General features: G+C 42.7%; 16 protein-coding genes. 11 read left to right on the forward strand and 5 right to left on the reverse strand.

Annotated elements, in window-relative coordinates; genetic code table 11:
* Window position 1: 1 nt before the first annotated feature.
* The 4 genes from ABC361_RS04260 to ABC361_RS04275 form a co-directional block, all read right to left on the reverse strand.
* Window positions 2-853 (reverse strand): MurR/RpiR family transcriptional regulator, encoded by an 852-nt coding sequence (locus tag ABC361_RS04260; protein WP_413072834.1) that lies wholly within the window; start codon window positions 851-853, stop codon window positions 2-4.
* 90 nt (window positions 854-943) lie between these two features.
* Window positions 944-2,092 carry an exo-beta-N-acetylmuramidase NamZ family protein gene (locus ABC361_RS04265; protein WP_413072835.1) on the reverse strand — a complete coding sequence of 383 codons (1,149 nt, stop codon included), beginning with the start codon at window positions 2,090-2,092 and terminating at the stop codon, window positions 944-946.
* Between the two features lie 20 nt (window positions 2,093-2,112).
* Window positions 2,113-3,657, reverse strand: coding sequence for a beta-N-acetylhexosaminidase (nagZ, locus tag ABC361_RS04270; protein ID WP_413072836.1), 1,545 nt, complete (start codon window positions 3,655-3,657; stop codon window positions 2,113-2,115).
* Between the two features lie 23 nt (window positions 3,658-3,680).
* The gene (locus ABC361_RS04275) at window positions 3,681-4,856 is read right to left on the reverse strand and encodes an anhydro-N-acetylmuramic acid kinase (RefSeq protein WP_413072837.1); all 1,176 of its coding nucleotides are present in this window, start codon (window positions 4,854-4,856) and stop codon (window positions 3,681-3,683) included.
* A 204-nt stretch (window positions 4,857-5,060) separates the two neighbouring features.
* On the opposite strand from ABC361_RS04275, the gene ABC361_RS04280 reads away from it, so the two are divergent.
* The 4 genes from ABC361_RS04280 (at window position 5,061) to ABC361_RS04295 (ending at window position 8,439) form a co-directional block, all read left to right on the forward strand.
* Entirely contained in the window at window positions 5,061-6,323 is a 1,263-nt protein-coding gene (locus ABC361_RS04280) for an AAA family ATPase (protein ID WP_413072838.1), read from the forward strand.
* Between the two features lie 127 nt (window positions 6,324-6,450).
* Window positions 6,451-6,825, forward strand: coding sequence for a GntR family transcriptional regulator (locus tag ABC361_RS04285; protein WP_413072839.1), 375 nt, complete (start codon window positions 6,451-6,453; stop codon window positions 6,823-6,825).
* Complete coding sequence (locus ABC361_RS04290) at window positions 6,825-7,733, forward strand: ATP-binding cassette domain-containing protein (RefSeq protein ID WP_413072840.1); 909 nt, start codon at window positions 6,825-6,827, stop codon at window positions 7,731-7,733. Before ABC361_RS04285 ends, ABC361_RS04290 begins: the two co-directional genes overlap by 1 nt.
* On the forward strand, window positions 7,705-8,439 hold the full coding sequence (locus ABC361_RS04295) for a hypothetical protein (RefSeq protein ID WP_413072841.1): 735 nt from the start codon (window positions 7,705-7,707) through the stop codon (window positions 8,437-8,439). Before ABC361_RS04290 ends, ABC361_RS04295 begins: the two co-directional genes overlap by 29 nt.
* Before the next feature lie 49 nt (window positions 8,440-8,488).
* Here ABC361_RS04295 and ABC361_RS04300 read toward each other — a convergent pair whose 3' ends face one another.
* Window positions 8,489-11,506, reverse strand: a complete 3,018-nt coding sequence (locus ABC361_RS04300; protein WP_413072842.1) for a beta strand repeat-containing protein — start codon at window positions 11,504-11,506, stop codon at window positions 8,489-8,491.
* Between the two features lie 258 nt (window positions 11,507-11,764).
* Between ABC361_RS04300 and ABC361_RS04305 the strand changes: the two genes are divergently transcribed.
* The 7 genes from ABC361_RS04305 to ABC361_RS04335 all read left to right on the forward strand — a co-directional run bounded on the left by ABC361_RS04305 (window position 11,765) and on the right by ABC361_RS04335 (window position 18,793).
* Window positions 11,765-12,466 carry a GntR family transcriptional regulator gene (locus ABC361_RS04305; protein ID WP_413072843.1) on the forward strand — a complete coding sequence of 234 codons (702 nt, stop codon included), beginning with the start codon at window positions 11,765-11,767 and terminating at the stop codon, window positions 12,464-12,466.
* A 56-nt stretch (window positions 12,467-12,522) separates the two neighbouring features.
* Window positions 12,523-13,584: a Gfo/Idh/MocA family protein gene (locus ABC361_RS04310; protein WP_413072844.1), complete on the forward strand. Its 1,062-nt coding sequence runs from the start codon at window positions 12,523-12,525 to the stop codon at window positions 13,582-13,584.
* A gap of 21 nt (window positions 13,585-13,605) precedes the next feature.
* Window positions 13,606-14,613: a TRAP transporter substrate-binding protein gene (locus tag ABC361_RS04315; protein WP_413072845.1), complete on the forward strand. Its 1,008-nt coding sequence runs from the start codon at window positions 13,606-13,608 to the stop codon at window positions 14,611-14,613.
* Window positions 14,614-14,625: 12 nt separating this feature from the next.
* Window positions 14,626-15,168 carry a TRAP transporter small permease gene (locus ABC361_RS04320; RefSeq protein WP_413072846.1) on the forward strand — a complete coding sequence of 181 codons (543 nt, stop codon included), beginning with the start codon at window positions 14,626-14,628 and terminating at the stop codon, window positions 15,166-15,168.
* Between the two features lie 2 nt (window positions 15,169-15,170).
* Complete coding sequence (locus tag ABC361_RS04325; RefSeq protein WP_413072847.1) at window positions 15,171-16,445, forward strand: TRAP transporter large permease; 1,275 nt, start codon at window positions 15,171-15,173, stop codon at window positions 16,443-16,445.
* Between the two features lie 81 nt (window positions 16,446-16,526).
* A complete protein-coding gene (locus tag ABC361_RS04330; protein WP_413072848.1) occupies window positions 16,527-17,351 on the forward strand; it encodes a citryl-CoA lyase in 825 nt (274 codons plus the stop codon).
* Window positions 17,348-18,793, forward strand: coding sequence for an aldehyde dehydrogenase family protein (locus ABC361_RS04335; RefSeq protein ID WP_413072849.1), 1,446 nt, complete (start codon window positions 17,348-17,350; stop codon window positions 18,791-18,793). The genes ABC361_RS04330 and ABC361_RS04335 overlap by 4 nt, the downstream gene beginning before the upstream one ends.
* Window position 18,794 lies beyond the last annotated feature (1 nt).

Raw genomic sequence — 18,794 nt, forward strand, 5'->3', positions numbered from 1 at the left:
GTTAACGTAAAAATTCAATTGCAGCACGAGTTTCATTTAAATGGGTAACCGTTTTATCATATTGTGAAGAAGCGACACACATAAATAAAATATCAATAACTTGTAGTTGCGCAATGCGTGATGATGTAGCACCACTGCGGAACGTGGGCTCTTTTGTTGCCGATGTAAATAACGGAATGTCGGCTTGTTCAGAGACAATGGACTGGCCGTACTTACATAAACTAATCGTTTTTAATTCCTTTGATTTTGCAATTTCCAGAAACTGTTTGACTTCATTCGTTTGCCCAGAAAAGGATATACCGATTGCGACATCTTCTTCATTTCCCGTCGAGACGAGTGTAGATGCCAGATGTATATCAGAAAAAGCGTAGGCGGTCTTGTCAATTCGAAGAAATTTTTGCAAAGCATCTTGGGCGATAATACTGGATGCGCCAATGCCAAAAAAGTGTATTTTGCGAGCTTTATGAAGAACGTGTACGGCTTTTTCAAGTTGGCGTATGTCCAAAAGTTCCGCCGTTTCTTGTATAGTCTGTATCGAATTGTTCGTCATCTTATCAATAATCGAAGCAGCTGACTCGTTTGGTTCAATATCTCTTAACCCCGAATCATGGTCTTTCTGAAGATCACCTGCAATTCGAAGCTTTAAATCAGGTAATCCTTTTAATCCTAGTGATTTACATAGACGAATAACGGCGGCACTGCTTGTCTCACTTCGCTTTCCAATTTCATTTGCTGTTAAGGAAATAACTTCTTTTGGGTGTTTTATCATATAATCAGCAATCTTCTTCTCGGAAGGGGGAAGGGATGAAAGCATTTCAGTTAACATGACAAGGCCACCAGTCATAAAGGCCATTAAGATCAACTCTTTCTACTTATTCATTGCTTCTAGTATACTAAAATTTTTAATTACACAACATCTTTTCAAGATGAACCACTGTACCTCCTATTGATAAAGGAGGTACGGAGCTCTTTGCTTTAAAAAAGCAGCTGTTTCTTTGGTGCTTTCTGAAAAATAGGAAGAGAGATTATCCTTTTTTATAGCATTTCGTAAGGTGTCCGTTCCAGCAAGTAAATCAAACATGAACCGACCATTGGAAGATTCAACAAATGCAAAGTCGTTCGGATAAAGTTGGGCGATACGATGAATGATCTTAATGCCATTTGAAACAGGTTTGTAAACGTCTCGGTCAATAAGGTGTAGTTGGATGCCGTGGCATTGCTCGCTATCGTATTTTTGATAGGTTGGAACGAAGGATGCCTGCCTCGCCATAACTCCTGGGAGTTGGAGCGCGTTGATTTCTTTCGCTAGTGTATAGCCATCCATGTACGGAGCTCCAAATTGTTCGAATGGCTTGGTTGTTCCTCTCCCTTCTGATACATTTGTCCCTTCTAGCAAGCAAGTTCCTGGATATAGAAGCGCCATATCGAGGCTAGGAGCATTAGGGGAAGGCGGAACCCAAGCTAGACCAGTGTCGTCGTAATACATCTCCCGAGACCAGCCTTCCATTTTCACAATGTCGAGATCGCATGTGTACCCAAACTCTGTTTGAAACAGACCGGCAAGTTCGGCAACGGTCATACCATGGCAGTTCGTTATAGGAAGCAGTCCCACAAATGAACGAAAGGCTTCCTCTACCAAATTGCCCTCGACATGAAGGCCGCCAGAAGGGTTTGGGCGATCAAGAATGATCAGAGAGATGTCGTTCTCGCCGCAGGCTTCCATCACATACGCCATCGTGTAGATATACGTATAATATCTGGACCCAATATCTTGCAAGTCGAATAAGAGGACATCTACATTTGCTAACATGTCTGGCGTTGGTTTTCTCGTTTCGCCATAAAGGCTGAAGACAGGCAAACCTGTGTGCGGATCAGTGCTCGAATCAATTTGTTCGCCTTCTTTTGCATCACCACGAATCCCGTGTTCAGGGGCATAGAGAGAGACAAGGTTTACGTCAGGGTGTTGATGGAGAAGGTCAATGCTCGGCTCCAAATGTTGGTTGACCCCTGTCAAATTTGAGACGAGCCCAACTCGCTTTCCTTTCACCCGTGTATATTCTGACTGTAAGAAACGATCAATTCCAAGTTTCATGGTAAAATCGACTCCTTGTTCTAAAGGGTTACAGGAGATGATCCTGTTAAATGAATCTTTCCAAATAAAGCAGCTGCTGCCACTTCTAAAGCTGGATAGCTGAATTCATAGGTATTGATATAACTACAAATGCTGTTTGGTAGATGAAGAAGGTCGTATGGACTTCTCATGGCAACAACATGGACAGGGAGTCCAGTTTTTGTCAATTTCTCAACAAGCTGACGTTGCTCTTCTTGAATAGAAGCAGACAGAACGCCAACGATTATGGTGTCGAATTGTTTGTGAATGTCTTTAATCATATGGTCTGACAGAGGCATTTGGACAACCGTGACACCAGGTTTTAGACTGTGAATAGCTTGACCGATGGCAGCCTTAGCATGTTGAGGATCTTCAGCACCTGTTTGTGTCGATGCAGGTGGTTCAATGACTAAAATTCGAGATGATTCACTAGTAATCGGTAACTGCTCATTTCCTTTTTCAAGCGTAACACTTTTTTCGTAAACCGCTTTTGCTTGTCGCTGATGGTTTCCGAAATCTATAGGTGGTCGATTTTCCGATGTTAGCTTTTGTTTTACTTTTTGAATGCGACAGTACGACTCATACAAACGGTCTTCGCATAAGTGGGAGGAGGCAACCGCTTGTTCAATGGCAGCAAAGGTACGTTGCTGTACATCGAGGGTATGAGAAATCATGACTAAATCGACTCCAGCTCTAAGTGCTTCCACACAGCCTTGTTCGGTACCGATTGTTTTACGAATAGCATCCATTTCCATATCGTCTGTTGTCGCAACTCCATTGAAGAATAAGTCTCTTCGCAGCAATTCAGTCATAATGGCATAAGACATTGTGGCTGGCATTTGATTTCGTGCATCAAGGGCTGGAAAATGAATATGCGCAGTCATAATGACATCTGTGCCTTGTTCAATGCTTTTTTTGAAAGGAACGAGTTCGACCTCATGTAAACGTTCGAGTGAATGAGGGATAACTGGCATACCGAGATGAGAATCAACGTCTGTATCGCCGTGACCGGGGAAATGTTTCACAGCTGTAACCATACCGCCGTCCTGTAATCCTTTTAGAGCGCGTTCCCCAAACTGCATCACTTTGTGAGGGTCTTCACCAAAAGATCGAACACCAATTACGGGGTTATCCGGGTTGTTGTTTACATCAAGTACTGGAGCTAAGTTCCAATTAATTCCTAGCTCTCGCAGTTCCATAGCCGTCATCTTATACATATCGTATGCGTTCTGCGGGTCTTCAGTCGCAGCCAGTGCCATTGCGCCAGGTACGGTTGTGGTTCCCTCATCTATTCGGCGAACAATGCCATTTTCTTGATCAACAGCAATGAGCAGTGGTGTTGGTTGATCTGACTCTTTTCCAATTCGTTGCAAGTGCTTCGTAAGAGCTTTTATTTCAACAGGGCTCCCCATATTCCGTGCGAACAAAATAATATTTCCAATTTTATGCTGTTTAATAAAGTCTGCTGTTTCTTGCGGCACAGTGGTCCCATCAAAACCAACCACAAGGGTCTGACCAATCATTTCTTTTAAACTAGGTTTACTCATCACGAGCTCCTTTCTCTTTCATATTAAAAAGGGAGAGCAAGTTTACCCATTGAAATCGCTTTTTTTGCTCCGGTAGCTTTAGGAACGTTATTCGGTTGTTGTCTTAAAAACTCATTCCCTAAAATCGCAAAAGCAATCGCTTCTTTTGCATCACTCGAAATCTTAAGTTCCTCCATTGACAAAACAGGTCGGTTAAGAGACAGTTCTAAGTGCTTCATGATAAACGCATTTCGTGCGCCACCACCTCCCACATACACTTCTGTTGTCGTCACATGTGGATCTAATTGGGTTACGATTGTTTCGGCAATCGTTTGAACGGTAAAGGCAGAAACGGTTGCGACGATTTCTTCAAAAGATAGAGAGCGTTTTTGTCCTTCTTCCCAAAGTGCCTCTGCTTTTTGTTTGTTGTATACTTCTCTCCCTGTACTTTTAGGATAAGGAAGAGTCAAAAAGGAATCGGTCGAGATCAGGTGGCTTAACCAGTCTTGATCAATAGTACCTATTAAAGCGTATGCCCCGTTTTCATCATAATGCTTCTCGTGATTTGTCCCAATTCGCACGATTTCATCAATTAATACATTTCCTGGTCCGCTATCAAACGCGACAACGCCAGCATTGTTTGAGATGTCATGTTTTTTCGGTAAAACTGTAAGATTGGCCATTCCGCCTATATTAAGCAGAATTCGCCCAACATCTTTTCGCTGGAACAGAAGCTGATCCACAAAAGGAACGAGGGGGGCTCCTTGGCCACCAGCGGCTAAGTCACTTGGACGGAAGTCACCAACGGTTAATCTACCGGTCTCATGGGCAATGACTGCTAGTTCACCAATTTGTAGAGTGGCTCTTTGTTCTGGTAGATGATAGAGGGTTTGGCCGTGTGAACTAATAAAGTCAATCATGGAAAGGTCCATGCCATTTTTGCTTACAACGTTCTTTGCGGCTTGTGCCATTAACTCACCAAGGGTGACATTTAACTGACAAATGGTGGATACAGAAGACGTTTCAGGGTGACAGGAAGCAAAAATAGCCTCTTTCGTTTTCTCATTAAAAGGAAATGTCTCAAAACCGAGTAATTCTACTTTTGTGTGATAACCTGATCCTATTAGCTTAACAAGTGCAGCGTCAATGCCGTCGACTGACGTACCAGACATTAACCCAACGGCATACACACTATCTTTCTGTAAAGGGATTGATATCATAGTGAAAATCACGTCCTATCGAAGTTTTGTGGAGAGAAATTCGTATTCTTAACTTATATGAGATCAACTTGGACTTGAGTCCATTTCATAAAACGATGTTGAATCCCTAACAATCTAATTTATCATTCAATGAATCTGATAATTGAAGAGGGTATATGGTATATTGTTCGTGTAATAGACAATTTTATCGTTGAGGAGTGTAGCATGAAATCTATTATCTCTTTTGAAGAATATGATAATCAGCAAGCAAGTGAATATCTCACCTTATCAATAGTCGTAAAACGCATCTTAGGTTCCTTACGAGAAACTTATGGTGATACATATGAACTTTTTTCAATCAACGAGTTTCATTTTGAACTTTGGACATTGTTTGAAGAGGATTTAAGAGTGAACAGCGAGATCGAACACGTGGCTATGGTGTATGATCAAATGGAACGTCATACTTTTTCATATGATTCTGAAAGCGAAATGCCAATTTATAAAGTGCAGCAGGCATTAAGTAATAATGTCTATGCATATCCAGAACAAGGTATTGCATTTGCACAAATCCCAACAATGGAAGGTGCTCACCTTACTAATATTGAATGTATCTTTGCAACGAGCCCTTCCGCGATGGAACGCTTCTTAGCAACTGTTAAGGAACGACTATGGCAGAAAAGCCGTCATGAATTGTTGATCTTCACTGATGGGATGGATGGACTGAATCACGAACAACAACCAATCACAAAAACAGTTCACCGTGAAGATGTGTTGTTAAACACAGAAATGAAAGACGAAATCTATCAAATGCTTGATTACTTTTTTGAAGAGGATCGTACGTTTTTTGAGACGTACGACATTCCGTATAAAAGAGGGATCTTGCTTTATGGACCGCCTGGAAACGGAAAAACGACATTAGCGAAATCAATCGCCCACACGGTAGATGCGCCGGCTGCCTATTGGCAAATAACAGAATTTACTTCTAGTGAATCGATTTCTCAAGTATTTCAAATGGCTAATCGACTAGCACCTATTATTCTTATTATTGAGGATATTGATTCAATGCCAGATGGCGTTCGATCTTATTTTTTGAATACGCTTGATGGCGCAACGTCAAAAGAAGGAATCTTCTTAATTGGTACAACGAATTATCCTGAAGACATTGATCCTGGGCTAATGAACCGAGCTGGACGGTTTGATCGTGGTTATGAATTTGCATTGCCTAATAAACAACTAAGAGAACAGTACATTCAAGATAAGAACTTCGCTTTAGTTCTCTCTAACGAACAACATTCGTTGCTCGTCCATCATTCTGAAGGTTTTTCGTTTGCTCAATTAAATGAATTGTTCGTTAGCTGTGCATTGGAAAAGCATCAAAAAGGAGATGTTGATCTTTATTCATTAATCCAACGAATGAAGCAGGATCAGAAAAAAGGCAAGACTGGGCAGTGGCAGTCAGAAGATCATCAGATGGGTTTTTATGAATAACAGCAAAAGCTTTGGCAAATAGCCAAGGCTTTTTTTATTGAATAGAATTGACGTGTCACCTATACGCTGTTATGGTTATATACATAACTATATAACCATATTGGAATATGGATTGTTGGAGGTGCTAATGAACCCTTTAAATAATGGTGATAAGCCGCTTTATTTACAAATCAAAGAGTTAATTGAAGATCAAATTGTTAACGATCAGTTAAAAGAGGGAAATCAGGCGCCATCTACAAACCAACTTGTGAAGTTTTATGGACTCAACCATGTGACGGTAGCAAAAGGCATTAATAAGTTGGTAGATGACGAGATTTTATTTAAGAAACGTGGGATTGGCATGTTTGTTTCTGAAGGAGCGAAGAAGAAATTGTTAAACAGTCGTAAATCAGAATTTGTTGATAAATATGTGTTGAAAATGGTTCAAGAGGCGAATCGACTAGGAATTTCTGAAGACGAATTAATCGAGTATGTAAGGCATGTAAAGAAGGAGGAACTCTAGTGCGAATCACTGTAGAGAATGTAGGCTTTTCCTATCGAAACCAGATGGTCTTGTCCGATCTAACGACACAATTTGAAGCAGGAAAAATATATGGTCTGTTAGGAAGAAATGGTGTAGGAAAGACGACATTTCTTTCTTTATTAATAGGAGCAAGAATGCCAAAAGAGGGCAAACTATTTTTTAACGGAGAACCTTTATATGAAAATGAGCAAGCGATGGCTTCCATTGGAATGTTCTATCAGCGGAACGATTTAGATCGAGAGTCAGACAATACGAAAGTGGAAGATTTATTTAAAAAAGCGCACCGTTTTAGAGAGAATTTTGACTTTTCGTATGCCCATGGATTAGCGAAGAAATTTAATATTGATCCATCGAAGCGAGTAAGTAAATTATCGAAGGGGAGTGAAGCGGCTGTTCAAGTCATTATGGGGTTAGCTAGTCGCTTACCTATCACGATCTTTGACGAAGTTTATTTAGGGATGGACGCCCCATCACGAACACTTTTTTATAACGAACTGTTAGATGAGCAAGAACGATTTCCTCGAACGATGATCATTTCAACCCATTTAGTATCAGAGATGGAGCATCTATTTGAAGAAGTGATGATTTTAAATAATGGACGATTAATGATTGATGAATCGTATCAGCAGTTAATAGAAAAAGGGCATACAATTACTGGAGACGCGGAGGCAGTCGCAGAGGTTATACAAGGCTATCAAGTCATTGGGGAGCAACTACTTGGACCAACCAAAGCGGTATCGATATACGGTGAGATAGATGACCACATGAGGCTTGAATGCGAAAATCGCCAACTTCGGATAAATCAAATCCCTTTACAGGAATTATTTATTGCCTTAACCGAAAGAGGAGGGACGGACAGTGAACTTGTTAACAACAGAACTCTATAAAGAAAAACTTACCTGGCTAGTATGGTTTCTCATTGTTATTGTGTTTTTTCAAGCAGTACTTATCTTTTTGGCTGCTTATTTTGGTGGGAGCGTCGAACCATTTGTTTTGTTCTCTTTTCAACCGTCTCGCATATTCATGCTTGTTTTAGGCATTATGTCGGCTTATCGTTTCCTAGACTATTATTATCATTTAGGACAAACACGAAAGAGATATTTCAAGAGTTCACTTGCGGCAACAAGCTTATTAACACTTACAATGCTGGTGTTGTTTTTCTTTGTTTCTCTTGTTGAAAAAGGAGTGTTTAGGCTATTCGGGTTACCAGGTTCTATGCTAAGTGCAGAGGAAGGAACTAATATTGTTAATGAGAACGGGCACCTGGGTATTCATATGCAGTTTTCGACAGAGGGAGTTGGTTTACTCGATTCACCTACTCTTTTTATCCTCTTTTTTGCCATTCAGCTCTTGTTCTTCTACGGAGTAGGATGGTTGATTAGCGTGGGGTTCTACCGATACGGCTGGCTCATTGGATTAGGGTTTGTTTTACTAGCGCTCGTATTCCTATCTTTAAATGAATGGATTTGGTCTAATCCTGTACGTGAGGCGATACCAATCTGGTTTATTTATATGGGGAGCGTTGCAATCACAATGCTTGCGCTTCGTTTCGTTTATCGTTTTGTTAAAAAGACACCTATAAAAATTAAATAAAAATTAAGAGAACCTTGTAGATCGGAATCTACAAGGTTCTTCTTACGTGTTACGTTGTGGTTGTAATAAGTGTTCCAGAGAATCCAGATGCAAATCGGTAAATCGACACATGACCTGCGCTATTTGCTTCGTTTGGTGCGTTTGCAATTGTAACCGCAAACGTTGAAAGATTTGTGATTGTAAATGTGTCGCCAGCTACATAGTTTTGGACACGAATAACATTTGTCTGTCCCGCTGTTCCAGCCGATGCCGCTGGAGCAACTGGGGTCACGGTATTTCCATTTAAAATTAAGCCGAATGAAGAACCGGTTGTTGTGCCCGTCGCTTTGTTTAACGTGACGCCAATATAATAGAGTCCTGGTGTTAAAATCGTAAATGCTCCTGTTGCAGCATTATAGCCAATTCCCGCATACTGACTTGGTGTTAACTGCGTAACCGCTGCTCCTGCTGCGATTGTTTGTGGCTGAAGATTACTATTAAAGAATGGTTGCAGTGGAGACGCCCCAGTCGGTCCAGTTGCCCCTGCTGGTCCAGTAGCGCCAGTGCCAGCCGGTCCAGTCGGTCCTTGGATACCCGTTGCACCAGAAGGCCCTTGAATGCCTGTCGCACCAGTAGCGCCAGTGCCAGCCGGTCCAGTCGGTCCTTGGATACCCGTTGCACCAGAAGGCCCTTGAATGCCTGTCGCACCAGTAGCGCCAGTGCCAGCCGGTCCAGTCGGTCCTTGGATACCCGTTGCACCAGAAGGCCCTTGAATGCCTGTCGCACCAGTAGCGCCAGTGCCAGCCGGTCCAGTCGGTCCTTGGATGCCCGTTGCACCAGAAGGTCCTTGAATGCCTGTCGCACCAGTAGTGCCAGTGCCAGCCGGTCCAGTCGGTCCTTGGATACCCGTTGCACCAGAAGGCCCTTGAATACCAGTAGCACCAGTAGTGCCAGTGCCAGCCGGTCCAGTCGGTCCTTGGATACCCGTTGCACCAGAAGGCCCTTGAATACCAGTAGCACCAGTAGTGCCAGTGCCAGCTGGTCCAGTCGGTCCTTGGATGCCTGTCGCACCAGAAGGTCCTTGAATACCAGTTGCTCCTGAAGCGCCAGCCGGTCCAGTCGCCCCGGTCGCACCTGATGCAGCAAGTAAGGTGTAGTCAGGGGACGTATCTGGGGTGCCGGTAGGTGGAGCTGTATTTACGATATACGTGCTGCCTTCGTACGTGACAACCTGACCAACAGGGTACGAAGGTGCGGCAGTTGGATCGTACGCAACAATTCCTTCTAATCCGACCCCGGTTGCGCCAGTAGGCCCAGTTGCCCCTGTCGCTCCTACACTAGCAAGCAGGGTGTAATCAGGAGACGTATCAGGTGTTCCAGTAGGTGGAGCTGAGTTTACAATATACGTGCTGCCTTCATACGTGACAACCTGCCCAACTGGATAGCCAGGAGCGGAGGTTGCGTCAAAAGGCACTTCTCCTGCTAAGCCAACACCTGTCGCTCCTGTAGGTCCTGTTGCGCCTGGGGCAGCAATGAGGGTATAGTCGGGAGACGTATCAGGTGTTCCAGTAGGTGGAGCTGTATTAACAAGATACGTTCCACCTTCATACGTCACGACCTGCCCAACAGGATAGCTAGGAGCGGTCGCTGCGTCGAAAGGAACAACGCCTTCAAAGCCAACGCCTGTTACGCCAGTGGCACCAGCAGGACCAGTTGCGCCTGTTGCGCCAGGAGCGGCGATTAACGTGTAGTCAGGAGACGTATCCGGTGTTCCAGTAGGTGGAGCTGAGTTTACAAGATACGTGCCACCTTCGTACGTGACAACCTGCCCAACAGGATAGCCTGGAGCTGCTGTCGCGTCAAAAGGAACAACGCCAGCTAAGCCAATGCCTGTTGCTCCTGTAGGACCAGTTGCCCCTGCTCCAGCAATTAACGTATAATCTGGTGATGTTCCTGGCGTACCGGTAGGAGGAGCCGTATTGACAAGGTACGTGCTACCATTAAAGGTGACGACCTGCCCAACAGGGTACGTAGGTGCTACAGCAGCGTCAAACGGAACGACGCCTTCAAAACCAACGCCTGTTACGCCAGTGGCACCAGCAGGACCAGTTGCGCCTGTTGCGCCAGGAGCGGCGATTAACGTGTAGTCAGGAGATGTGTCAGGCGTACCAGTAGGAGGAGCAGTGTTAACAAGATACGTGCCACCTTCGTACGTGACAACCTGCCCAACAGGATAGCTAGGAGCGGTCGCCGCATCGAAAGGAACAACGCCTTGGAATCCAATGCCCGTTGCGCCCGTAGCACCAGCACCAGCAATTAACGTATAATCTGGTGATGTTCCTGGCGTGCCTGTAGGAGGAGCCGTATTGACAAGGTACGTGCTACCATTAAAGGTGACAACCTGCCCAACAGGATACGTAGGTGCTACAGCAGCGTCAAAAGGAACAATCCCTTCAAAGCCAACGCCCGTTGCGCCAGTAGGCCCTGTAGGACCAGTGGCACCAGCTGGACCAGTGGCTCCAGTCGTGCCTTCTCCAGCAATAAGCGTATACTCAGGAGACGTGCCAGGTATGCCAATAGGGGAATTGGTATTAACGAGATACGTACTTCCATCAAACGTCACAACTTGCCCTACTTCATACCCTGGTGCTCTTGTAACATCAAATGGTTCAATCCCTTCAAAGCCAATGCCTGTCGCCCCTGTAGTCCCTGTTGCACCTGTTCCAACTGCACCGGTCGGTCCTGCTCCAGCAATGAGGGTGTAGTCAGGAGACGTGCCAGGTGTACCTTGAGGCGAAGCCGTATTAACAAGGTATGTGCTCCCATTAAACGTTACGATTTGTCCAACTTGGTATCCTGGTGCCGCAGCTGGGTCAAAAGGAACAATGCCTTCAAAGCCAATGCCCGTTGCACCGGTCGGTCCGGTAGGGCCAGTCGGTCCAGTTATACCAGTTCCACCACCTCCATTACCAGGTCCGGTAGGGCCAGTAGGTCCAGTTGGACCAACGTTGTTTGGAGAACCCCCATTTCTAGCTGTTCGTCTAAAACGTTGGATGTTCGATGGACATCCATCGTAAGAATCAAACATTCATCATCAGTCCTTTTCTCTAATTAAATTCAATAACAATCTTTTTCAACGTATGCTAAGTTTTGAAATGTTGCGCATGATCGATTAGAAAAAAGGCAAATGATGCTGTGAAGATGACTAGTTAATAGGGGTTTTCTATCGATATAAGGTAGAGATGAGTGAAATTTTTGCTCATAGCGAAGATTTTCTATGTGTTGACATGTATACTAGTACCCATATATAATTTGATTATTCATGAATAATAGTGAGTTGAATAAAGTGAAAAAATTATCTGTGGAAAGAAAGACATTAGCTGGTGAAGCGTATCATTACCTCTATCAGCAGATTATTACGTTGAAATACAAACCAGGCCAAATGATTTATGAGAACGATATTGCAAAGGAATTAGGTATTAGTCGAACGCCTGTAAGAGAAGCAATTCACTTACTAGCTTCAGAAGAATTCTTAGCAATTAAACCGCAAAAAGGCATTCAAGTTCAGTACATATCTAAAAAAAAGGTGCAAGAATCGTATCGTGTTCGAGAAAGTTTAGAAGTAACAGCTTTTAAAGAAGTGGCAAGTAATTGGGAACAAGGACATGACACGTATGAGTTGGCAAAAAAAGAGCTTCTAAAGATTATTGCGGAACAGCGGTTTGCGGCAGAGCATGATTATGTTGATGATTTTTATCAATATGATGAAGTGTTTCATGACAAAGTGCTTGATATTTGTGGCAATCAAACGTTAAGTGCGATTGTGCGCCAAGTTCGCGGTCATGTAAACCGAATGCGCTATCTAGAATTTTTTGAAACGAGAGAAATGGATAGGATTATCGACGATCATGACCAGCTTGTATCCTTGCTTGAAAAAAGAAACGTAAAGGAAGTGGAAACGTTACTCGTCACCCATTTACGTAATGTGTCAAATTACTACGATGATATTATGAGGAAGTACCCAGATTATTTTAATACCCAATATTAATTGGGTATCTTTTAAACCAATACTTGTATACTAGTATCACGAAAGAGGGAGTAATGATGAAACTAGCTGTTTTTGGACTGAATCATGGTTTTAAATTTGCTGAAGAAATTAAGAAAATGAAAGGGATTTCTTTAGTGGCGGTAGCTGGAAACGATCTTCTTTCACAAGAGAGAGCATCTTTGTTAGAAGTGCCTTTATACACAGATTATCAATCATTAATAGCTGAAAATTCGTTAGACGGTGCGATTATTACACTACCCAATCAACTTCATCATGAGGCTGTAAAAATGTGTGCGGATGCGGGTGTTCATTGCCTTGTAGAAAAGCCGATTGCCGATACGGTTTCAGAAGGAAAAGAAATGGTAGATTATTGCAAGAAAAAAGAAATCAAGCTCTTAGTCGGCCATCATCGTCGATACTCTAGTAAGCTTAATGCGTTAAGACGATTACTAGATGAAAAGAAGATAGGACAGTTAATCAGTGTGAATATGATGTGGGTGTTAGCGAAAGACAAGCCTTATTACAATGAGGCGTGGCGAATTGTAAAAGGTGGAGGTCCTTTACTCATTAATGGAATACACGATATCGATAATTTGCGCTATGTTACGAATGCCGAAGTTGAAAGCGTTTACGCATTAGGAAGAAATTTAATTCGTGGAAACAACGTAGAAGATTCCTTGAGCGCGATGATGGAGTTGAATAACGGGGCAACGGTCAATTATTTTTTATCCGATGGTGTGCCTGCACCGTGGTCTTACGAATTTACGATGAAGGAAAACGGTAAGTATCCTACATATGAAGAGGATTGTTATTACTTCTTTGGAACAGAAGGAAGTATTGCTTTTCCGAGTATGCGTATGTATCGCTATAAGGAAGAATCTTATGGATGGGAACATGCCCTTGTGGAAGAGACGACTGAATTTGAAAACCTTGTTGATCCAATTGTTGAAGAGTTGGTTCATTTCATTAAGGTCATAAGAGGTCTTGAAGAACCAAGAGTTCCTGGTGAAGAAGGAGTAAAAACGCTGGAAGTCATTGAAGCAATACGCTGTTCTATAAATGAGGATAAAAAAGTACACATGAGTTTTATTGGTGAAACCAGTTCTAGTCAATCGTAACGATTAAAAGGGGGACGCAACATGAAGCGTATCTTACTTTTTATAAGTTGTTTAGTACCGTTAGCAGCGTGCACGGTAACAGGGCATGCCGACGAACAGAAGATCATGAGAATTGCAAACACAACACCTGAAGATCGTTCTCTTAGTCAAGCGCTTTACCAGTTTGCTGAACGATTAGGAGAGGAAACAAATGACTCCATTCAAGTAGAAGTTTATACAAATGGACAAATAGGTGGGGACCGTGAACTTTTTGAAGGTATGCAGTTTAATACGATTCAAGGGGCTACGATGTCGACCGGACCAATCGCACAATTTGTCCCAACCTTTAATGTGCTAGAATTGCCATTTTTATTTGAGGATGAAGAGAATGCGTATGAGCTTTTAGATGGGCCGATCGGTCAAGATCTACTAGAAGAATTAGAGCCACAAAAAGTAATTGGAATTAACTATTTTGAAAACGGATTCAGAGTGTTGACAAATAATGAAAAAGAGATTGAGACGCTTGAAGATGTGCAAGGATTGGACTTAAGAACGTTAGAAAACAGATGGCATATGCAAATCTGGAGTGAGCTTGGTGCCAATCCTACACCGATGAACTATGGAGAAGTTTATATTGGCTTAGAGCAAGGGACGATTACTGGTCAGGAAAATCCTATTGGAAATGTTGTAAATAGTCACTTTTATGAAGTTCAACAGTATTTAACAATGACAAATCATATTTATAATGCGAGTCCGTTTATGGTAAGTGAGGCTTTTTGGGAAACGCTGACCGAGGATGAAAGACAAGCTGTTGAAAAGGTAGCAGATGAAGTCCAATACAATCAACGATTAGCCAATCAGCAAGAAGCGGAGGAGAGTCGCAGATATTTAGAAGAAAGAGGTATAATCATTTCTGAATTAACGAATGAGGAGCGTCAACGTTGGATTACGGAGACGAACCCTGTACGGGAAAAATTTGAAAATATTGAAGGGAACTATGGTTGGATGCAGCGTATACAGGAACATATACAAGCGACTAATCAGGAATAGGGAGGGGCTATGATGAAGGTCTTCCGAATGGTCGAGCAGCATATAGAAGAGGTGTTGTTAGTTATCATTTTATCCATAATGGTTCTAGCAATCTCGCTACAAATCTTTATGCGCTTTGTTTTAGGCACCTCTCTTGGCTGGTCAGAGGAGTTAGCGCGTTACTGTTTTATCTATCTCGTGTTTATCGGCATTAGCTATGGTGTGAAAGAAGAGCGACATATTAAAATTGATGCGATCCTCTCATTTTTAAATGAGAAGAGGCAACTCGTTTTTAATTTAATTGTTTACGGGTTATTTCTTTTATTTGCTCTGTTTATCGTCATCTATGGAGGCGCAATGAGTTTAGAAATTATTCAGCTTGGCCAAGTTACGCCTGGATTAGGGATGAAGATGGGTTATGTGTATGTAGCTGCACCTATCGGTATGCTTATGACGAGTATAAGGATTATTCAAAAGATTAAACAAGAATTGGAAAATTATTATAGAGCCAACCAATCTACTCATAATGAAGAACGAGAGACGTATCCGTTTTACTCAAAACGGCAGGAGGGATAACTGTGACAGCAGCTGTGTTGTTCGGTAGCTTTGCGGGCTTACTCGCTTTAAGTGCGCCTATCGGAATTGCCTTAATCTTAGCTTCCATATTAGCGCTAATCGTGGCAGGAACAATGCCGTTGGAATTTACTGTTCAAAGTTTTATAACGGCAATCGATTCATTTCCTATTATGGCTGTACCATTTTTTATTTTAGCTGGTGAGCTCATGGCAAAAGGGGGATTGTCGAGACGGCTTTTCGAATTAGCAAAAACCCTTGTTGGAAACTATACCGGTGGATTTGCAATGGCAGCCGTGATTACGTGTTTATTTTTCTCAGCAATCTCTGGATCAGGCCCTGCAACGGTGGCTGCAGTAGGGGGAATTATGATTCCTGCTATGATTGAAATGGGTTACGACAAGCGTTTTGCAACGGCATTAATTGCGGCAGCAGGCGCTTTAGGTGTCATTTTGCCGCCAAGTATTCCATTAATTGTTTACGGCGTCACGAGCGGTGTATCTGTAGGGGATTTATTTATCGCTGCAGTTATCCCAGGACTGCTTGTAACGGTTAGTTTACTTGTATATTCCTACCTTTACGCAAAAGCAAAGGGATATAAGGGTTCTAAAGAAAGTTTTTCAATAAAACAGGTAGGGAATGCGTTTTGGGATGCAAAATGGGCGCTACTTGTCCCGGTCATTATATTAGGTGGTATTTATAGTGGCTTCTTTACGCCGACAGAAGCGGCAGCAGTAGCCGTTGTTTACGGCTTAGTAGCAGGATTTCTCTTGTACAAAGAATTAAAATGGAACCAACTATATGATATTTTAAAAAACTCAGCGTTAACGACTGCAACAATTTTATTTATAATCGCAGCAGCGACTGTATTTGGTCGAGTGATGACGATTGAACAAATGCCGGAAACGATTGCTTCAACAATTCTTGCTGTATCCGATCAGAAGATCATCATTATCTTGTTAATTACAGCCATGCTCCTGCTTATTGGAACCGTTATGGATACAACGGCTGCAATTATTATTTTTACACCATTGTTAGTGCCTGTAGGGATGGAGCTTGGGTATGATCCCATTCATTTTGCGATGCTTGTCATTTTGAATCTAGCAATTGGGTTTATTACACCACCAATCGGTGTGAATTTGTTTGTCGCATCGAGTATATCAAACTTATCGATTGTGACACTATCAAAAGCAATTCTACCATTTGTCGGGGTGATGATTTTTAATCTCCTGCTTGTCATTTTCATTCCACAGCTGTCATTGCTTTTACTAGATAGATAGTAGAAGAATAATGAAAGGTTGTGTTACAATATACTTGTATACAAGTATAATCTAAAAATTAAGTCAAAGGGTTGTGTTGGTATGGCAGGACGAAGTGCGTTAGAAACCTATAAACAAGGTGGCGCTTGGTGGGAAACAGACATAAGCGACATTAAAAAAAATGAAATTACCATTCGTGGGAAAAAAGTTGAAGATTTAATTGGCAACGTTTCCTACACGCAAATGTTGTTCTTCCTTTTAGTAGGTGAGGAGTTGACTGAACAAAAAGCAAAGTTGTTTGAAAGCGTTCTTGTAGCAGGAGCGGATCATGGTCCTAGGGCACCATCAATTGCTGCTGCTAGGATGGCAGCGACTTGTGGGGTGACGTTTAATTCAGCGGTGGCTACAGGTGTCAATATGCTTGGCGATGTACACGGTGGCGCTGTAGAGGATTCAATGGCTATTCTGTATGACACGAAGGAGGCAATGCACAAAGGCACAGGTGACGTTGCACAACAGCTAGATGAAATCTTAGAAGCAGGAAAGAAATTACCAGGCTTTGGCCATCAATTACATGACAATGATCCGAGGGTGAAACGCCTCTATGAATTGTCTCAGTCTCTTATTGATGATGGTGAGATTACCGGGGATTACTTAACGATTTTAGAACAATACCGGCATGAGATTTCAACTCGTAAAAATCGAACATTTACGATTAATGTAGATGGCATCTCTGCCGCTATTCAGTGTGAATTAGGCATCCCAGCCGAAGCGGCGAAAGGCATTTTCGCCTTATCACGGGGGATGGGGATCGTGGCGCATGCGTACGAAGAACTGCAAAAAGGTACCCTTATTAAGGGACCTTGTCCGAATGAAGAGAACCTTGTTCGCTATACGGGCAAAGCACTTGTTAAAGAGGAGGAATGATTAGGTTGAAAACAGCCACATCGTTTATAAATGGTGAATGGGTAACACCAGTTGAAAGTGAAGGAATAGAAGTCAGAAGTCCATATTTAAATGAATTAATCGGGCATCAATATGAAACGAATGAGCAAGGAGTAGAAGAAGCATTAGCATCGGCTATTACTCATAAAAAAGAGATTGCTAAACTAGAGCCAATTGAACGATCAACCATTCTCTATAAAGCGGCAACATTAATGGAAGAGAGACAAGAAGAGCTTGCAAAACTGATCTCTTCTGAAGTTGGAAAAGCCTTAAAGAATACCCGGGATGAAGTGGGGCGATCTATCGAAACGCTCATTCAATCTGCCGAAGAAGCGAAACGTCAATTTGGCGAGACGATTCCTGGTGGCGCATCGTCTAGAGGGAAGGGCTCAACAGCCATTACGTTCCGTGTGCCAGTAGGCGTTATCGCAGCCATTACACCTTTTAATGCACCACTTAATCTAATCTGCCATAAAATTGGCCCGAGTTTTGCTGCTGGAAATGTAACCGTTTTAAAGCCTGCACCGCAAGCGCCGTTGATTGCAGCTGCGCTAGTGGAACTCTTACTAGAAGCCGGGATGCCTGCCCAAGCCATCCAAATGGTGCTCGGTGGAAGAGAAGTAGGCGAAAAAATCGTTGAAGATTCTCGTACCAATCTGGTTTCGTTTACAGGTGGGGTACCAGCCGGTCAACAAATTAGCAAAATATCAGGCATGAAGAAAGTACTGCTCGAACTAGGTGGGAATGCAGGCACAATTGTCCATGAAGATGCGGATGTAGACCGAGCCGCTACACTAGCAACAAAAACCGCTTTTAGTAACTCAGGTCAAAGCTGTATATCGGTTCAGCGGGTTTATGTGCATGAATCAATCATCGAGCCATTTAGTGAAAAAATGAAAGAGAAAACAGCGAAACTTTATGTAGGTGATCCTCGTGATGAACGTACTGACATCGGTTGCGTTGTTGCAAAAGATACTGCCGAAAGAATTACGAGCTGGATTGAAGAAGCGGTTTCTGATGGGGCAGAGGTCATTCACGGCGGTTCTGCGAATGGCGCGCAAGTACAACCGACCATTCTAATGAATCCGAAAAAAGAAAGCAAAGTTGTGTGTCAAGAAGTCTTCGGACCCGTCGTAAGTTTAATTCCTTATCGCGACTTAGATTGGGCGATTAATGAAGTAAATGATTCTGAGTTTGGCTTACAAGCAGGCTTGTTTACAAAATCGTTAACGGTTGTGAAGAAAGTGACACAAGCTCTCGATATGGGCGGAATCATTATAAATGGAACATCGAATTTCCGTCTCGACCATTGGCCATACGGTGGGGTGAAGCATAGTGGAATTGGTCGTGAGGGTCCAAGATTTGCAGTAGAAGAAATGAGCGAAACAAAAATGATTGTACTTCAAGACTTTCTGACACTATAAG

This window comes from Shouchella phoenicis (assembly GCF_047238345.1).
Lineage (GTDB): Bacteria > Bacillota > Bacilli > Bacillales > Bacillaceae_D > Shouchella.